Origin of the sequence: Rhodohalobacter mucosus, assembly GCF_003150675.1 — a bacterium.
GTDB classification, from domain to species: Bacteria; Bacteroidota; Rhodothermia; order Balneolales; family Balneolaceae; genus Rhodohalobacter; species Rhodohalobacter mucosus.
Window position 1 is genome coordinate 57,843 of the sequence record NZ_QGGB01000007.1, and the last position, 18,919, is coordinate 76,761.

The 18,919-nt window shown below is 40.4% G+C and carries 15 protein-coding genes and 1 tRNA gene; 5 read left to right on the top strand and 11 right to left on the bottom strand.

What is annotated here, in order from left to right; translation table 11 throughout:
- Positions 1–4: 4 nt before the first annotated feature.
- The 10 genes from DDZ15_RS09745 to DDZ15_RS09795 all read right to left on the bottom strand — a co-directional run bounded on the left by DDZ15_RS09745 (position 5) and on the right by DDZ15_RS09795 (position 11,203).
- The gene (locus tag DDZ15_RS09745; RefSeq protein WP_199222934.1) at positions 5–1,873 is read right to left on the bottom strand and encodes a site-specific DNA-methyltransferase; all 1,869 of its coding nucleotides are present in this window, start codon (positions 1,871–1,873) and stop codon (positions 5–7) included.
- Entirely contained in the window at positions 1,870–2,625 is a 756-nt protein-coding gene (locus DDZ15_RS09750; protein WP_109646913.1) for a DUF4391 domain-containing protein, read from the bottom strand. The genes DDZ15_RS09745 and DDZ15_RS09750 overlap by 4 nt, the downstream gene beginning before the upstream one ends.
- The gene (locus tag DDZ15_RS09755; RefSeq protein ID WP_109646914.1) at positions 2,625–5,834 is read right to left on the bottom strand and encodes a helicase-related protein; all 3,210 of its coding nucleotides are present in this window, start codon (positions 5,832–5,834) and stop codon (positions 2,625–2,627) included. The genes DDZ15_RS09750 and DDZ15_RS09755 overlap by 1 nt, the downstream gene beginning before the upstream one ends.
- Positions 5,835–6,158: 324 nt before the next feature.
- Positions 6,159–6,587 (bottom strand): hypothetical protein, encoded by a 429-nt coding sequence (locus tag DDZ15_RS09760; protein WP_109646915.1) that lies wholly within the window; start codon positions 6,585–6,587, stop codon positions 6,159–6,161.
- Between the two features lie 41 nt (positions 6,588–6,628).
- Positions 6,629–6,883, bottom strand: coding sequence for a hypothetical protein (locus DDZ15_RS09765; protein WP_109647185.1), 255 nt, complete (start codon positions 6,881–6,883; stop codon positions 6,629–6,631).
- A 430-nt stretch (positions 6,884–7,313) separates the two neighbouring features.
- Positions 7,314–9,665: a hypothetical protein gene (locus tag DDZ15_RS09775; protein ID WP_199222935.1), complete on the bottom strand. Its 2,352-nt coding sequence runs from the start codon at positions 9,663–9,665 to the stop codon at positions 7,314–7,316.
- On the bottom strand, positions 9,656–10,423 hold the full coding sequence (locus DDZ15_RS09780; protein ID WP_109646917.1) for a CHC2 zinc finger domain-containing protein: 768 nt from the start codon (positions 10,421–10,423) through the stop codon (positions 9,656–9,658). Before DDZ15_RS09780 ends, DDZ15_RS09775 begins: the two co-directional genes overlap by 10 nt.
- Positions 10,424–10,471: 48 nt before the next feature.
- Positions 10,472–10,684 (bottom strand): hypothetical protein, encoded by a 213-nt coding sequence (locus DDZ15_RS09785; RefSeq protein WP_146198566.1) that lies wholly within the window; start codon positions 10,682–10,684, stop codon positions 10,472–10,474.
- A 14-nt stretch (positions 10,685–10,698) separates the two neighbouring features.
- A complete protein-coding gene (locus DDZ15_RS09790; protein ID WP_109646919.1) occupies positions 10,699–10,956 on the bottom strand; it encodes a helix-turn-helix domain-containing protein in 258 nt (85 codons plus the stop codon).
- Positions 10,943–11,203, bottom strand: a complete 261-nt coding sequence (locus DDZ15_RS09795; RefSeq protein ID WP_109646920.1) for a hypothetical protein — start codon at positions 11,201–11,203, stop codon at positions 10,943–10,945. The genes DDZ15_RS09790 and DDZ15_RS09795 overlap by 14 nt, the downstream gene beginning before the upstream one ends.
- A gap of 73 nt (positions 11,204–11,276) precedes the next feature.
- Between DDZ15_RS09795 and DDZ15_RS09800 the strand changes: the two genes are divergently transcribed.
- The 4 genes from DDZ15_RS09800 (at position 11,277) to DDZ15_RS09815 (ending at position 14,336) form a co-directional block, all read left to right on the top strand.
- The gene (locus tag DDZ15_RS09800) at positions 11,277–11,705 is read left to right on the top strand and encodes a hypothetical protein (protein WP_109646921.1); all 429 of its coding nucleotides are present in this window, start codon (positions 11,277–11,279) and stop codon (positions 11,703–11,705) included.
- Positions 11,706–11,929: 224 nt separating this feature from the next.
- Positions 11,930–12,003, top strand: a tRNA-Ile gene (locus DDZ15_RS09805).
- Between the two features lie 473 nt (positions 12,004–12,476).
- The gene (locus DDZ15_RS09810; protein ID WP_199222936.1) at positions 12,477–13,961 is read left to right on the top strand and encodes a Fic family protein; all 1,485 of its coding nucleotides are present in this window, start codon (positions 12,477–12,479) and stop codon (positions 13,959–13,961) included.
- A 90-nt stretch (positions 13,962–14,051) separates the two neighbouring features.
- Positions 14,052–14,336 carry an RHS repeat protein gene (locus DDZ15_RS09815; protein ID WP_158278674.1) on the top strand — a complete coding sequence of 95 codons (285 nt, stop codon included), beginning with the start codon at positions 14,052–14,054 and terminating at the stop codon, positions 14,334–14,336.
- Between the two features lie 520 nt (positions 14,337–14,856).
- Here the strand turns inward: DDZ15_RS09815 and DDZ15_RS09820 are convergent.
- On the bottom strand, positions 14,857–16,761 hold the full coding sequence (locus DDZ15_RS09820; protein WP_109646924.1) for a PAS domain S-box protein: 1,905 nt from the start codon (positions 16,759–16,761) through the stop codon (positions 14,857–14,859).
- Positions 16,762–17,258: 497 nt separating this feature from the next.
- Here DDZ15_RS09820 and DDZ15_RS09825 point away from each other — a divergent pair, with 497 nt between their 5' ends.
- On the top strand, positions 17,259–18,869 hold the full coding sequence (locus DDZ15_RS09825) for a capsule assembly Wzi family protein (protein WP_109646925.1): 1,611 nt from the start codon (positions 17,259–17,261) through the stop codon (positions 18,867–18,869).
- The last annotated feature ends 50 nt before the right edge of the window (positions 18,870–18,919 follow it).

The following is an 18,919-nucleotide window of genomic DNA, read 5'->3' on the forward strand; positions in this document are numbered from 1 at the left end:
CATATCAAATACTCCTTACATCTTCAATTCCGTGTTGCTTCAGGATCTGAACAGCATTGGTTTTAATCACATCATCTTTGAAGCCGCTGTCTCTGAATACCACTCGGGTTAGCTCCGGCTCCAGTTCTTCCTTCTGTTTGGCAATACCTTCCACCACAACGAGGTCAATTTTTGGAGCTAAGCAGATAAATAGGGCTCCGGCACCTGCCACAAATACTTTTGAACCGCCGATTTCTTTTTCTTCAATTGGGAGAGCTAAGTCTAAACCATACTTCAGCAGTATCTCATAAAGTACATCCTGTTCTGAGCGATCAGGTTTAATATTTTCAATGGAATCTTCAATAGATAACTGAACTTGTTCAAAATTGGGGTCCCAAGCTTTGATATTCGACTCATCAAGCTTCAATGACTTGAAACCATTTTTATGATTATTTTTTTCATTTGATTCATCAATAATATTAATGACTTTTCTAATTCTATCTTTGGCAATTTCAGATATGGTCTTGTATCCTAATTTATATGCTTCAGATTTTTCTTCTATTTCTTCAGGTAGTTGAACAAGAATAAATCGCCTATTTCCATCATCATTTATATTTTTGTAAAGACAAGCTTCCGCTAAGGATGCTGAGCCAGCAAAGAAATCAAGTATCAAGTCGTCTTTTTTTGTTCCTACATGAATAATTTTTTTCATGTAGTCCACAGGCTTTGGATAGTCAAATACCTGTTTTCCTTGAAACAGTTCTTTCAGGGCTTTATTCGATCCATCAGTATGCCCAACTTCATCATAGTCCCAAAAGGTAGTAGGAGTGATACCCTGTTTAACTTCACTTAAAAAGCGTTTTATAGAAGGAACGTTAGAACCGTCTTCTCCAAACCAAATTCGATTATCATCAACTAATTCCTGAAATTTGTCTTTAGAGTACCTCCATGAATTACCTTCAGGGGGAGCTACTTTTCTACCAGAAGGTGTAGTAATTTCATAAATATCCTTCTCTGTTACTCTACCTACACTTAAATCACTTGATTTCCAAGGTCCTCTTGGATCATTATCTGGATTACTATATCTACTGTTTTGTTTTTCAGTTCTTGGAAGCAATGTTGGACTAAAGGATTCAGAATTCTTAGCATAACATATTAAATACTCATGGCTTGTAGAAAAATGTTTTGCATCATTTTGTATTCCATATTTTTTTCTCCAAACAATATTTGCAACAAAATTACTGTCACCAAAAACCTGATTACATACATTAATCAAGTTGAACAATTCATTATCATCAATTGATATAAAAATGCATCCATCTTGAGTCAATAACTCTCTTGCTAATAACAATCTTGGAAACATCATGTTTAACCAATCTGTGTGATATCTACCGCTATATTCTGGATTACTACTAACTTTTTTTCCTTCTCTATCAACTTGACCTGTTATTTTTAAATAATTCCTGATGTTATCACCATAATCGTCAGGATACACAAAATCGTTACCTGTATTGTAAGGAGGATCTATATAAATCATTTTCACCTTCCCATGATAGCTTCGCTGAAGTAGCTTAAGAACTTCCAAGTTATCTCCCTCAATAAACAGATTCTCAGTACTATCCCAGTTAACACTTTCTTCTGGGGCAGGTCTTAAAGTTCCCCGACTGGGAGTCATGGCTAATTTCCGGGCTTTACTTTTCCCATTCCATGTAAAAGAATAGCGTTCCTTGCTATCTTCTTTAAACTCTCCGAGTACTTCTTCAAGAGTTTCAAAATCAACTTTACCATCTGTTACAATTTCCGGGAATAGCTGCTTCAGCTTTTCTATGTTTTCAGCTACCAGATCTTTACTTTCCCCATCTTTTTCTGTCAGTGGTGGTATGGTGTCACTCATAATTGTTTTGCTATCTGCTTAAGTTGTTTTTCCAGTTCCTTAATATCCACATTCAACTTCACTTTTTCATTGAATGCTTCTTCTTTCTTTAATTTCACTTTAAGGGCTTCAATTTGCTCTTCCAAATCCCGGTGTTCATTCAGGGCTTTTATTCTTTGCTGCTTTTTACTTTGCTCGTCCAGCATTTCAAAATTACCGGTTACACTGGCGACTTTATAAGCAGTAAAAGCATCTATCCAGCCTTTATAGAATACCTTAAGGTTTAACCTTGGCTGTTTATCATAGGCTAATTGTTCTACAAAAGCCCGATCGGAATTTGCCTTTAAATTCTCATCAATCTGTTCGGTAACCCAATACTCTTCAATAGTAGCCGCCTGATTATCTGCCAAATTAAAGCGTTTATCAGCTACTGATAAGCGAACCCACTGTTTCCCCTTAAATACAATCATCATAGGGTATGGAATTGCCCGGTGTATTATATCTGTCAATCGGTTCACATGATGGTCATTCTCCAAGTCAACTTCAATCACCGCTATTTCATCATAATGAAAATGTTCTTCTTTCACCGGAAATATCAGTGTAACAGTTGGCTTTATAGAATATTTCCACCTTATATGATTAATATCTTTAGTAAACCACTTCTTATCGGTTACACTGAACTTTGCGTTCTCATAAAACAGTTTTTTATATACTGGCTTGTCCAGTCTGCACTTCTCCGGCAGTTTCAGATATGTATAGGGAAATTCATCCATTAAATCTGATCGGGTGATACAATGAGATAGCTTACCACTTCAAAATCATTCACCCCTTTAAAGGAATGTTTACTGATGGTAGTACCACCTCGGGTGAACAAACTCTCCACACCTTTTTCCTCTGCCTTCCCTGAAATGGACTTCACCGCCTTTTCTAAAAGTGCCTGATATTTTTCCATCCTTGTACCATCTTCAGTTTGCTTCATGAACGTTTTGAAAGCATCATTTTCGGAGGAAGTATTCCCAAGGCTAAGTAGTTTAAAGATGTCTAAGAGTTTTTTTGTCTTGGTAAATGGAATAGCCGCATTACCATCGGCATCCACATATGCGAGATAGTACGGAGCAATTGAATAATTTGGATCAATACTGATATTTGGATTATCCGATTTTAAACAAAAAAGTACACCTGCGGCAGAATTTTCTGTTATAAACTCGTCAGGATTTACACAAGCTCTACCACCAATTGGAAGCTTTGTAAGTTCTTCTTCGTGGTTTTTCAGGTATTCAGCCAAATCCATACGAAAGTCATTCAGTGTTAAATCAGTTATTGAAATTCCACTACCTAAATCCTCAAGATCGAGTACCTCATCCTGCAATTGCTCCATTTGCCTGCGACGATACTCTAAATCGTTCATGGTGGCAGAATCCTTATACTCAATTACATTTTCTTCCCCGGTTGCTGAAATATCCAAGAGCACCATTCTACCAGACACTCTGGCCTCCAGGTTAATGTACTCATCCAATTCAAGGTTTGGCCAAAAATTCACTAATTGAATCTTACTGTTAATTGACCCTAAGCGATCGACTCGTCCAAATCTTTGTATAATTCTGACTGGATTCCAGTGTATATCGTAGTTGACTACAAAATCACAATCCTGGAGATTTTGTCCTTCTGAAATACAATCGGTGGCAATTACAATATCAATTTCTTTTGTGGCCTCCTCATCAATTTTCATGCGCTCTTTTGAGATAGGAGAAAACCAGGTAATGATAGAAGCTAAATCGGTTCTAATACCGGGAAGGGTACATTTATTACCAGAATTACCACCCGTTACTAATGCAACATGAAGGCCCAATTCATCCTTAGCCCACTTTGAGATATCATCATATAAATATTCTGCTGTATCCGTAAAAGCAGTGAAGATCAGAGCCTTTTTATTACCGGCATTAATTGGGTTTTCAGCCTTTTCCCGAAGCAGCGTTTTTAGTTCTTTTAGTTTTGCGTCATTCTCTGTTTTAACAGAATTTGCTGTTCTGTAGAGCTTTAATAGCTTTTCCTCATCTTCCTGAAGTTCTTCTTTCCAGCGAATTAAATCCATGTCCTGAATTAGAACCTTAATTTTATTTCCAATCAGGAATGGCTCCATTGACTCGTCTTCCAGATCCACATCCTCAATGGACAATTCATCTATCTCATCTACACTATCAATTTTATCTATCAAATCCTGAACTTTTTCATGTAGCTTACCAAGTGTGGACGAAAATGATACTACGGAACTCTCTAATCTTTTAAGAAGATTCACTCGCATCAGATGTATCAGACTTTGCTCACGATCTACCTGTTTAAATACCGAACCCTGAGCAACTTGAGTATCATATTTTTGGGCATACTCGTCTCGTTTTTCCGGAAGCAAATATTTGAGGGGAGCATAAGCCGCTAAATTTAATTTCCTAATTTCTCTGTTTATCTCTTTAAGGGGAGGGAACTCATTCTTAAGATCAATATCAGGCTTCTTGTTGATTGGCTTCAATCTTTCCGGAAATGTCCCAAAATCTTCACCTTTGAAATACTTAGTAATGTGCTTTCTCGATCTTGCAATAGTGAGTAAATCAAGCAGTTTGAAATAATCAAAGTTCAGAGCATCTAATAGGGATTCGGTGGTTCGTTGCTCAGCTTCAAAATTCTGCCACTGATTGAATTTAGTTTGTGCCTTTTTGAGGGTTTGCTCAATGCTATGAATGCCTGACTCATATAATGCGTCGTCGCTGCCTTCAGTTATAAAAGCCACCTGATTCTTAAGGTCATTCATTCGGTTATTTACCGGGGTAGCCGAAAGCATTAATACTTTAGTCTTAACACCGCTTTTTATTATCTGGTGCATGAGCTTCCCGTAGCGGGTTACTCCATCTTTTTTTGGCGGATTATTTCTAAAGTTATGTGATTCATCAATTACAATTAAATCATAAGTGCCCCAATTCACAGTCTCCAGATTGATATCACCTGACATACCACCATCCCTGGTAAGATCGGTATGGTTCAATACATCATAATTAAAGCGATCTTCAGCGAATAAATTTCTTTTATCATTTAATGTATAAATAGTCCAGTTATCTCGGAGTTTCTTTGGAGCTAATACAAGAACTCGATCATTTCTCAACTCATAATACTTTATCACTGCAAGCGCCTCAAAGGTCTTTCCTAACCCTACACTATCCGCTATGATACATCCATTATGCTGCTCAATTTTACTAATGGCACTGATTACTCCGTCAATTTGAAATTTGTATAGTTTATTCCAAACCAGCGTGTTTTTTATGCCGGTACGAGTTTTCATAACCCGTTCCTCATCAATCAGATCTAATGAGTCCTTAAAAAGGTGATAGAGCGTTTGAAAGTATAATTTCTGAGGAGATCTTGGCTTGTAAATGCTTTTTAATGAGTCAGAAAGTAATTCCATTGCTTCTTTACCGGAACCAGTATTATTCCATATTTGCTGAAACCAATTATTAAGCCGAAGCACATTATCATCATCCTCAAATAAACTATTCATCTCATGGCCAGAAGAAGGGATAACCCCAAGGCCAGAACTTGTTAATGTTGATGAACCATTAATAACAGAATGTTCTCCCCCATCTTGAAACACCTCATAGTGGTTCGCATTTAGTGGGTCATAAGAACCTTTTACTTCTACTTTATCATTAAGCCATTCATCAAATTGCTTTGCCAAAGCTTGTACTGTAAGTTCATTTCGCAGCTCACGATCATTGACATCTCCGAGAATAGGAGGCAGGCCTTCAAGTTCCTCTGGAAACATATCTTTCAGAGAAATCAACAGCTTTACAGATTCAACCTGATTGAGCTCTTCACTAATAGCTGAATATCCAAACAAAGACAATTTTCTTGTTATGATATTCAGTTTGTCCCCTTTACCAATAGCTTTTTTTAAAGCATCAAGTACACGCCCGTTGTCTCTGTTGTCTAAAATCATTTATTAATTAACTTCTTTGCTAATTTATACTCCCGATCAAACGGCACCTTCTCTATCCGAAATAATAATTTGGCAATGCAATCGCTCAACTTACGTAATAATAGGTAAATACTATTTAGTCACATAAACTAATTCTCTTAATAGATAGTATATGGTACCTGTTTTTTGGTAATCGTTTCAAGTTATATCTACTCGAACAATTTCTATTGCATTTTTTTAATTCTTAGTGTGGAATATCCGAAATGTACTGTAATGTGCTCACCGAGTACGTGAATACCGCTTGGCTGACATCATGTCGTTATGAAACATCCATCAAATTTGTCATTAAGATAAAATGAAGCATTCATCACTTGTGATATTTTTTAATGCACTTATCAAATCTATAAAAGGTTCCGTGTATTCAAGGACCATACTCTTATGTAAATTTTTCGGATCCGGATACGCATTATTACCATATATCTTGATAGAATTATCCTCATAGAATATTTCAAAAGACCATTGTGTACCATCTAAAACATCAGATTCGTAATGCCTTGACCAGTTCCAAATCTCGATCCTATTTAAGATTTCCCGAAATTGTATCCATTGTTGCTCAGATGGATTAAAGACTTCTTCTTCCATAAATAAGTATGATAATCCACTGTAATATTTCAATTTATTTCGTTCCAGTTCAATTTTAAATGAGGGACCATCATAACCTCCAATTTCAAAAAGCAGTTTTTTTGGCACAATATTTAAGGAATTCTCTTGCATAGATATTTTCATTGGTTCAAACCGAATATGGTCATAAAAAACTAATTGTGTAGAATTTTTAGCTTCATTTTAGCAATTTCCTCATCCACATCTTCTTTTCTAACAACTAAATGCGCCGGTCTATTTGTCCGAAAGTTCTGAGCGATAGGTTTCGGGCTTAAAAGCGGCCGTACACAATCATAAAACATACTGCTTCGCATTCCGGTTTTCTCTTCTACATAGACCTGAGCCTGTTTTATTGTCATCACTTCCAGGTTTACCAGGTATTCGATATCAGTATTGTCTTTTTTTGTCATAATCATGGGTAGTTAGTTAGTTATTGATGTTAGGTGCTGCCTTAAATATTAAACCTGCTTTTCTTAAAAAGTCCGGTTTGTGTGGCTGTTGCTGTAATTTGTTTCAAAAAGGAAAAAACGACGTTTATTCTTATGGAATGGCCGTTTTTGTTGAAACAGTTGTGGAAACATTGCTGTTTCAAGTTGATTTTAGTTTTAATTGGATACAATAAATTCAGATACTTACGATCTTCGATTTTGAAACTTTCTTGAAACATGAATGTTACCATTACAGGAGTCAATGTTTCAGCCGGTTTCAAAGAAGTTTCAAGAAAATGTTTCATAAAAAGTGTGTTTATAATGATTTTAAGTTCGTTTTATACCTTTTGAAACATTGAAACAGAGATTTTCCAACTTTCACCGATCTCATATTACTGGTTAAAAAAATATGTCAGAATGGAGCTGACTCTTCATCAAGTGACTCTGTGTTTTTGGGTTGCAGGTCATCCTCTTCTTCGACAATTCCATTTTTCATCTTATAGGTTGTCCAGTCCGAGCTTCCAACCGGTCTGAACTTGTCCCAGTTAAAGGCATTTCTGAAAATTTCGATCTCTACCGCTTTAGGGATGGAATAGCCTCTTTGCCGGGTATAACCCATCGCAAATCCGGAGGCTGACTCGCCGATTGCCCAATTCACGACCTTTAGATCGCCATTTTTTCCTAAATCGCTCAAGTCTTTCAACTTCTCATCCACGATATCCTTTCTGACAAGGCTATCGGTTCCACGTTTTTCCTGTTCGTAGATATCCCAAACTGCTTTCGCCCAGAACTTCAACCGGCCGTCTTCCATCCAGTTAAAATGGACAGTGGTGATTTTCTGCGCCTGAATAAGCGTACCAATAGAGTCGATGTAATCGGAAAGCGGATCATGTCTTGCAGCAATTACCGCATTTCGAACGATTTCTTTACGTATAAAGCCAAAAAGCTTTTTATCAATTAGCCCATCAATGCGGTCATGTAGTTTCTCCTGGATCAGTGTTTTGAATGATTCATCATCACTCTTTTCCAGCTCCCGGAATTCCAGTTCTACGTTGCTAATCTCCCGTCTGTACTCCGGTTTTAGCCAATGGTACACGGTGAGCAGTGAAGCAAACTGACTAATTTGTCGATCCTGAAGAACCGCATTTGAATCTCGTTGAGCAATATCCTGCTTAACCGTATCTCGGAGGTAGGATCTCATTCTATCGAGATCCCAGACAAATAGCTTTCGGTCAACCAGGTAGTAGTTCTGCATGTAGGAGATCATCAAAAGCTGAAGGATCTCTTTATTTTGCATCAGCCATTTCACATGTTGCTCCGGCCCACGAATGCTCTTCTTGTACTCGTAAATCAATGACCGACTGAGCAGATGATCCGTGGCCGGTTTAAAGTTACTGCAAAACAGAGGCATGGTGCGCACCTCTTTGCGCTCCTTACCCCATTTATTCCCTTTTTTGATGTTGGTTGGCCGGGGTTTAAGTTCGAACCAGGAGTTCCAGGTCTGATCTTCAATCTTCGCCTGTTTCCCCGGTACCTGGGGAACGTGCTCATCGATCCACTGGGGGATCTGGGATTTCATTTCCAGGGCTTCATCCACCGAACGTGGCGGTGGCGTGTTCAAACTGTCCAGGTAATTAATTCCAAAGAAGTCCAGAATACGTTTTGCAACCTCACCTTTACCTACGTTTCCCTCTCCATACAGATACAAAAAGATGATATGCTTGAAGTGGCCATAGATTTCATCAAAGTAGATGTAGCTGAAGATGTAGGATAGAATGAGCTTTCCCCATTGATCAAACTCGCTATCTCCCCCAACCATTTTACAGAAGTGATACTCTACCTCTTTAAACTTCTCTTCGAAGCGTTCATCATCAAACAGCATCCGCATCGCTTTCTTGTAGTGCCCGGATGGATCGGCTACTCCTAACTCAAAGTGGGGGAGGTGTACAGCATCATCGGGTGGTTTAATGAACTTGTTATCACCAACGGGGAATGCGCCATCCTGAAGGGCAATTAACTGTAGTTGCTGGCCGGTTTTCTTGGGAAAGTTGATCAGAACATTTCCGGCCAGAAAGTATTTCTCATTTTCAAAGGTAATGAAGCCGTAGTGATCGTACTCCCGGACGATCCTTGGTTTGTAGTAATGGTTGACATGCGACCAGAAGCTGCGCATCTCCTCATTCCTCATGTTTTTCACTTCCAGAACATCCTTTTCCCAAACAGCTTTGGAAAACTCCTCAACGCTGTGGGTTTGACCGGGTTCAAACAGAAAGGGTTTGTAGATCGCTTCCTTAAACTTGAAGTATCGAATTCTGCCTTCATAGCTTCGATCCCAATCCTGGGTTTCAGAATTCCACTTCTCAATGATCGAGTCCAGGAGGATGTCAAATTCCGTTACTACGATATTGTCACTGCCTTTTCTTCGGAACCATCGGTAGGTTTCATAATCCCTGAAATACTCCAGGCTATCCTGCTCGGCCTTCCACTGATCTTTCCATCGTTCAAACTCCACCTCCAGACGAATCTCCGCTTCCTGAATAGTGGCATCGTTTTTATAAGCCACGTACTCTGCCAGAGTGATGTAATTTCCTTTAGAATCATGGCAGCGGCCTTCATCCAGGTTTATTTCCAGATCAAAGCCTCCATGAATGATATTTTCTGCATTCGATATGACGGTCTGGTTCTCGTAAATATGTTGAAAATCGTCATACTCTCTTTTGAGCAGCCACCGCCAAAAATCTGCGTTATATGTTTCTACCTGCATTCTTTCACCTCAGATTCTGGAGTCTTCTTATTCGAGTACTCAGTGATGTATACTGATCGAGTTAAAGCATCCGGAATTGTGGCCAGTAGTTTAATGATATCGCTATGGCTGGGTTGTACGAATTCAATCACATAATGTATCCAGTCCATAGATATTCCATCAGCTGGTACTGTTATAGTGAATCCAGCATCCAGAGCAGCTTTTATGCAATCCTGGCTACTTTCCCAGTTGGTATTACGAATAACCAATTCACATCGATCGGTGTACTTTCGTAATGCATTGGCCTGGTCTTTCTGAAGTGGCGGAGATACTTTTACTGTTGGTGTGTTTTTAAATATATCCGCTGGCGTATCATCACAAATCACGGTAACGCATCCGGCCTTTCGTATGTCTGACCGAACATCTTTAAGATTAGGAATGGGTTCCTTTCCTCTAAATCTCTGTTCGGCTTTACCAGAACTATCTTTTTCAATGGAAATATGAAACCGGTCAGCGAACTGGTAGATCACCTCATGAAACTCTTTACCTTCGATACGCATCAAAAAATCGATGGCATCACCACCAAGTCCGCATCCGAAGCATTTATAAATGCCTTTCTGATCGGATACGTGAAAGGAGGGTGTCTTTTCTTCATGGAATGGGCAGCAGCCTTTCATTCCGTTCCCGGATCGCTTCAGCTCAACATAGTCTGAAACGATACCGGTTATGTCATCACGGGAGAGATCCCGGATCTGATTGATTGCTTGTGTAAATGTCATAGTACAGGTACCCCGTAAATTTTCTTCATTTCGATAATCAGTTACTATTTATCGATTGTTGTGGTAGTTACGCAGTTCGAGTTGAGCCTTGGCTAAAATCTCTGCGGTAGTTTTAATATCCAGTGGTTCGGTAGGTGAGACGGTAGATGCAAACAGCTGGAGGTCTTCAGCTTCATATAAGATGGAAGCGATAAACCAAACCGTTGCCCTAATGTCATCCCGACCAATCGTGATATTCTTGTCTTTTGCAATAATGGTCATGCTATTGATGTTGCTCATTTTCCCCAACGCTCCAGTTCGGAAAAATGAATCAGGTACCGTCCGGTCGGTGATTTTTTGAATTTTGATATGTTTCCTTTTCCCACATAGTTAGTAACGGTTCTATGCTGAAGGTTGGCTCGGTCGGCAAATTCTTTTGTGTCTAACCATTCGGACTGTGGGATGGCATCGTGAACTAACCCTTTGACGTATTCAAGCTGACTTTCCAGACTATCTATGGCTTTAAATAGTTTTTGTTGTTTATCTGAGATCACGGGCTACCTCCATTTCTTGCCAAAATGAAGGGTTTTCCTTTCTACTGTCCGCAATGAAGTTTTTAATTGCGTCTCTTAACCAGGGTGTATTTTCGTGATGTTGGGCTACTCTTATGACTGCTGTATGGCTTACGCCACGAACCCCATTTGGCCTTACAACACTTTCTGCAAACTCTTTGAGCTGCATGTGATTCAGTGTTAGTGCAAGCTTTAGATCCCAATGGAGGTTGTGTTTTTTAATTGACATAAAATTCGTTAATTACATATGTTAGTTACATCCGTTTGAAAGCGGAGATGAAAATAATCGTAAATAAACAATTTTGCCACGTAAATATTCAGATATAAACGAAATAGCTCGCCGGATCATCGCTTTAAGCGCTCTTTACCCAACTAATCGAGCATTCTTAGATAAATGCGGAATTACGAATCATTCGTTAATAACCGATTTAAAGAAAAGAAGAATCAAAAATCCGGGTGCTGATATTCTGGTTAAGGTGGTAAAGGGATCGGGGTGCAGTGGATCCTGGTTGCTTACCGGACATGGTAATATGTTTGACAAAGCGACTACCTATATAGAAGAGGAGGTAGGGGTAAGCTATATCATGATAAAAGAAACTTCGAACCTCATCGATGAATTTGAAAAAAGAATTGAAAGCGACGACTGTGAACTTACTGATGATCTACAATTAAAAATTTCCAAGTTGATGGTTAAGATTCTTGAACGGCGAATGGCAAAAGAATTACAATAAACTTTTTTGAAGTACATAGAACAAAGTGCCTATATTCAAGAGCTAACAAATGTTAGCGAGTGGCAGTGATTGAAAATGATGACAGCAAACAAACGACATATCCCTTTTGGTGCCCATAACCGAACAATCGGAAAGGGTAAGAATTGCTTTGGTGTCCAAATTGGTGTCCATTTGTAATCACAAATCCCTGTGAGAGGGATAAAAACGCTGTTTATTACGTTGTAGGGCCCATAGCTCAGTTGGTCAGAGCAGTCGACTCATAATCGATTGGTCGCAGGTTCAAGTCCTGCCGGGCCCACTACTTTATTTTGGGAAATATTCAGGGCAAAAATGCCCTTTTACGCACTTCTGATCCCAAAAAAACCCTCAAAACTTACAGTTTGAAAGCGAGTGAAAGTGACTGGAAATGAGTCACTCGCTCACTTTTACTCCCATTTGTGGGGGCCATTTTTTGCTTGAATTCAGAACCCAAAAAAATGGCATATCTTAAAAAAGAGGAAAATACTATTACGCAAAGTGGCACACATCGATAGATGGGCAAAAAATGTCAACCCGGAAAGCTTTAGGCAACTAGACATAAAGACGTAGTTCAGTAGATGCTTAAAAAACTCCGTGAATTGGAGTTACTGGGTAAAATTGATCCGTTTGCACCCGGTTTTGATCCGAAGGAAGCATTAACGAGTTAGATTTTCTACCTTAAAACCCGAATATTTAAATAAAACCTTTCTTAAACCCCGAAAGTTTAATATACTTTCAGTAAAAAGGCTTTTAATGCCCACTTTTTTAGAGTCATTACCGGAGGTATTCGTATCCAGTACTGAGATATCTTCCCAGGTATCTCAGGCGGTTGCGGAGGGCAAGCTTAAAAAGCTAGCTTCCAGGTTGTATACAAAGAACATGCAGGATGAACCTGAAGTGATTGTTCGAAGGCATTGGTACGATCTGCTGAAGGAGTATTATCCCGATGCACTGATTGCCGACAGAACCGCACTTGAGAACAGTCCGGCTAAGGATGGTTCGGTATTTATTGTTTCATCCAAAAAGAGGAATACAGAACTGCCCGGACTGATTTTAAATCCGCGTAAGGGGAGAGGACCGTTGGAGAGTGATCTGCCGTTTATCAATGATCTTTGGATTAGTTCGGAACCAAGGGCACTGCTGGAAAACATGCGTCCATCGCGTGCAAGGAAGGGAACCGTTAGCCGCACGCTATCACGAGAGGAGATGGAGGAGAAGCTGGATAAGTTAATACGTTTAAAGGGCGAGGATTACGTCAATCAGATCAGGGATAAAGCCAGGGAGATTGCTAAAGAGCTGGATATGAAGAAGGAATTTCAAAAACTGGATGACCTGATCGGTGCCTTGCAGGGGACAAGGTCAACAGAGCTAAAGTCAGACATTGCAAAAGCAAGAAAAGGAGACGAACCTTATGATCCGGATCGGGCTGAACTATTTCTTAAGTTGTTTGAGGATCTGAAAGCAACTGCACCCGGTTCAAGATCTGCGAAAAACCTATCTCAGCAGGAACGAATTAACCTCTCGTTCTTTGAAGCTTATTTCTCCAATTTTATAGAAGGGACAGAGTTTGAGGTTGAAGAAGCTGCTGATATCGTATTCCGAAATGCTATCCCAACCGAAAGACCGGAAGATGCGCATGATGTACTAGGCACTTATAGAGTGGTATCAAACTATCGTGAAATGAACCGGGTGCCTAAGGATTATGATGATTTCATTGAAATACTTAGATACCGTCATGCCGAAATATTGACCGCAAGAAAAGATAAAAATCCCGGCCAATTCAAGACGAAAGTGAACGTGGCCGGCAGCACACAATTTGTCCATCCCGATCTGGTAAAAGGTACCCTGCGCAAAGGATTTGAGATTTACCGTGCTTTGGAGTATTCCTTTCACAGGGCAGTATACATGATGTTTTTGGTGAGTGAGGTTCACCCATTTGCAGATGGCAATGGCCGGGTAGCCCGAATCATGATGAATGCAGAGCTGGTATCGGTTATGGATCAGAAGATCATCATACCCATAGTATATCGGAACAATTACATTGCTGCGTTAAAAACTCTGACCAATGATCGTCGTTCTGAACCTCTAATTCGGACTTTGGATTTTGGTCAAAAGTTTGCCCATTCAATAAATTGGAGTGATTACGAACATGTGCGAGGGCAGTTGGAGGAGTGTAATGCTTTTATGGATCCCAATGAGGCAGACAGGCAGGGGATTAGGTTGAGATTGCCGGTCTAATGACCCGTTTTGCTGATTATTCATTGAATCCAATTCCAACGCCATCCCAACTATGCGAACCCTCCCTCTGGAAGCAGTCCGTCGGACTGGGTGACCACCTACGACTATGACAGCCGGGGCCTTCTCACCGAGCGGGTATCCACCGACTCGGGAACTTCCCTGTACAGCTACGATTCGGCGGGGAACCTACGCTTCAGCCAGGATGCCAACCAGGCAGGGAGCAACGTGGCAAGCTACACCGGCTACGATTTTGCAAATCGTCCAACCGTTGAGGGAGTGACCGATATCGGGGCCACCACCTTTGCCATCAACTACGCCAAGGCTTCGTTGATCAAGAAAGCTTCGGAGTGCAGGCACTCTTTAGTATTTTTGTAACTGCGAGCACGAGATATTTATTCTTTCCAGCCATATCACATCTGTTTGATGGCTGATGGCGGGTAAGGAACTGCAAAACGAGAGATAAAAAGAGCCCTTGTTTGTTTAAAGAGGCGGTACGTCTAAATGATGACCGGTTCGGGGAATAGGGCGTACAGGGAATTAAAGAAATATTCGAATATTGGAAGAATATCTGCAACTCGAAGCTTGCATGGATTACTGGCACCAAGTGGTAACTACCCGGAACCGGAAGTGATCTCATACGGTTGAAGCCGGCAAAATGGCCGGTTATTCAAGACAGAAAGTAACCGGGAGTTGTAAACATAGAACTGAAAAAGACCTAAAGGGATAATAGATAACCTGCAAGACTAACGATGCTCCAAAACCATATAATTAGGAGTCTCATTGAAATAATTCTCCCAATTACCTGCATCTATGCACTAGTAAAAAATCTTATTTCCTGCGGACAGAACAGAATTTCGGGTGCAGATAAAAAAAAGGTAACTATTGGGACCATTATTCAATTAACCAATGATCCTGATGATCCTTTTTGTTTTTCATTTATTTCAAACGTGAGAACAGTTTTTAGACCATCACCTGTATTAAACATTTCAAGATCAGCTCCGAGTTGCATGCTTGAAATTTTGATAATTGTGATTCCCAATGTATTGGTTTCTTCAAAATTAAACTGTTCATCAACACCGACTCCATCGTCTTCTACACTCATGCTAAGTCTGTTGCCGACTTTTTTGAGGGAAACACTAATGCTTCCAGAAGAGCGACCACTAAAAGCATGCGTCAATGAATTGGATACCAATTCGTTTAGAATAAATCCACAGGAAATGGCTTGATTGATATTTAACACAAGAGGCTCTATCTCCAGATTGATATCAAGTTTCAAACCTGGACTCTTATATATTTGTTCGATTTCATCAATCATCTCTTCAACATATTCGCGAAATGGTATATTGGAAAATGTCTCCGACTCGTACAATTTTTCATGGATTTTCGCCATCGATTTTATCCGCAGCTGGTTAGCTCTGACCATTTCTTTAATTGATTCATCATCGGTGTGATAAAGGTTCATCTCAAGAAGGCCGGATATAATGGCTAAATTGTTTTTTACTCTGTGGTGTATTTCACCAAGCAATAACTCTTTTTCCTCAAGAGACTGCTGAATCTGTATATCCATTACTTTCCTCTCGGTAATATCATCCTGTATGGCTATAAAACCCAGCAGGTGACCATCATTATCCAGAATTGGGTTACTTGAAAAATCGATTGTAAGCAATTCACCTTCTTTTGTTTTGTTAATTACTTCACCCGTCATCACATCACCATCCAGGATCGTGTCCCAAAATTTCCTGTAAAACCTATCCTCCTGTTTTCCTGACTTTAAAATGCGAGGTGTTTTACCTGATAACTCCTTAAAAGTGTACCCATATACTTTTTCAAATGACGGATTTACATATTGAAAAAATCCGTCTTTGTCCGTAATAAAAATAATGTTCTTAGAGCGTTCAATCCCGAGCTTCAATTTTAAAAGATCTTTTTGATTCTTAAGGCGTTCAGTTACATCCGTTATGATGGAGTAGAGCAGGATTTTACCTTGTAACTCAATCATACCGCTAAACACCTCAACATCCCTGACACTACCATCTGATAGTCTGTGTTTAAACAGAAAATGGTTTCTCTTGGATGCTTTTGCTTTTTGCATTTCCTCCTGTATTTCATCAGGTGTCAGTGTGTTGATATCACTAATCTTCATTTTTTTTAACTCCTCAATAGACCAGCCATAATATTGTGTTGCGGCAGGATTGGCATCTACAATGAAACCTGTGTCAGGGTTGATGATCAGCATTACCTTATGCTTATTCTCAAAAATACTCCTATACCTTACTTCGCTTTTAATTAAATCCTCCCTTGCTGCATAACGGTCGGAAATGTCTTCAATCATGCCAATTCCACCTACAGGTTCTTTAGACGCATTCTGGATTGGATGAAAAATTGCATTCACTGGAACTGTCTTTCCGGATGTGACTGAAGTGTAGAATCCCTCGTGAGTGCTTTTATGTCCCTTCAAAGATTTTTTAACAGCTTTAACAATTTGTTTATCGGGTAAATCCAGGAGACACAGCCCAACTACTTTATCATGCTGAGATCCCAGCAAATCCAGCAAGCTATCATTGCAGGCGGTAATAATGCCAAATGAATCGTATGACACTATTCCCACAGGTGCTTTTTCAAAAATGTTCTTATAGAAATGGTAGTCTTTGCTTTGATCCGGAGTAAGAGCAGAAACTGATGATTTGACTCGATTCACCAATTCATTTATTTCTGATATTAAATCATCATTGTCTGATTTATTCGAAGTGAAAAGTGATTGAATACGATTCAAATCACTCAGAATTTGTTCATTTTTCATTTCTACTGCTCTCTGAGATGAGTGAATTAAATTAAAAATAAAGCATAATTCACAATTAACTACATCTACGTTACTTATCAAAGTAATCGCAATGTTATCACATTAACAATTCTGTTTAGTGTATTGATGTCTGTGTCGGAGCTGTGCCATCCTGTGCTGTTGGCCACACCAATTGATTGGGAGGAACTGAAGAGCAAAGACCTTCTATCTCATACTTATGCGGTGCAAAACAGTATATAAAGATCGTGCCACAAAGAGGATTTGTGAAAAAGAGATTTTCAGAGAGAGGTTAAATCGTTGTAGAAACCTGAGGCATTTAAATTTTTTCAGGAAGCAATTGCGGTCAACGTTGAGGATAGAGTTGGTCTGTCAATTGGCCGCACCTCATATTTTTATGCTTTGTATGGAATATAACCGTCTGTTTACAGGTGAAATTCATTTAATAAAAGCTCATCTTATGCAGGTCATTAATAACGCAATAAATTTGCCTGACCTGAATGGCTTTGCCCTGTAATAACCTTGTTTACAAGATTTTTATATCACTTGGACTTTTTCTGCTATTGGCAGGAACCATAAACGGTCAGTCTCATCGCCTGGTCAATACGCACAGCTGGCAGTATGAGTACATCCAGCGGCTTCAGGAGAGGGGACATCTGCTTCAGCTCAACCCCACGGATCTCCCATATACGGAAGGTGAAATACGGGAAGCGCTGCGCAGCGTTTCGCTGCAGGATCTAGGCGACAGGGAAAGGGAGTGGTACAATCTTTTGTCCGAACGCTTTGAAGCGCGACCGGTAAATATCGACAGCATGCGCGTGGGAGGTCTCTTTGAGGGTGGTGCCCGGCGAAGCAGCAGCGACCGGCTGAACGTGATCGATCCGTCCGGCGATGGTGAGATCATCCTGCCGCGCGGGAAATTGAACGGGTATATGGAGTGGAAAAACTGGATTGGTCAGGCAGGCGTAACCTTCGATTGGTTTTACGATATCGACCCGGATGGGCTGGATACCGCCGACCGCCTCTACATTCGCAGCGAGGAAACCTATCTTGGCTACAATGGGGAGAGGGTGGAATTTTATGTCGGGCGTTTTGACAATCACTGGAGCACCTATGGAAGGCAGGGGGCATTTCTGACCGACAATCCGCGGTCGTTTGATCAGATTCAGTTTAAGCTCGGATCGGAGAAACTCTCCTTCAGCACGCTTGTTGGCGAGCTGGATAATCTTAGATCTGATAGCACGTTCACGGGTCAACCTTCCCAGACAGGATCAATTTTAAGATACATTTATATGCACCGGCTCGATTGGAGCCCGTTTCCCAATCTAAAGCTGAGTTTTATCGAGGCTGAGCTTTACTATAGCCCGAATGCCGGTTTTTCGATCCGCAACCTTGTCCCACTGCACTTCATGTTTTTTGAAAGTGATAATTTGCCTAAGAATGTGGGTGCAAATTTTATATTGGGTGGGAGTGTCTGGTATCAAAGTGGAAAATCCACTTTTTATATTCAGGCGATGTTGGATGATCTGATTGTAGAAAATCGCAGTGAGCTGCGTGAGAACGATGAACTCATCCCGACTACCTACACAATCAACAGTTCATTGAAAGTGGCGGATATTGCGGACCGGTTTGACATGGGCCTGGAAGCGGACCTGGTGGGAGCTAATGCGTACCGGAGCAGACGGTTTCAGGATCAGTGGACTTATGCCCAGCGGGGACTGGCCACAAATTTCAGTGACTATGTTCGAACAAAAGCGTATCTGACGTTTTATCCGGAGTGGTCGTCCGGTCTGAAAATAGAACCTGCGGTTACGTTCTACTGGAAAGGCACCGAAGATCTCAGAGAGCTTCGGACCTCTGTCGGCCCCGATGGCAGCCAGATTCCCGGAATCCTGGCGGGTACTATTGAGCGTACTGTGCGTCCTTCATTAAATCTGCGCTACCAGCCTGCGGGAATGAAACTTTTTGGGGAAGAGAATGACGTTCGTTTCAACATGTGGCTGGATGCAGACATCGGTGTCAACTACGTGGAAAACGCCAATAACATTGAGGGAGACACAACCAGCCCTTTTATCGGGCTTTTACGCTTTTTTGGGCAGGTTACATTCTGAGTATACCCTGCTATTGCTTTGCTCAACCAGATATGTCTCATCACTTCCTT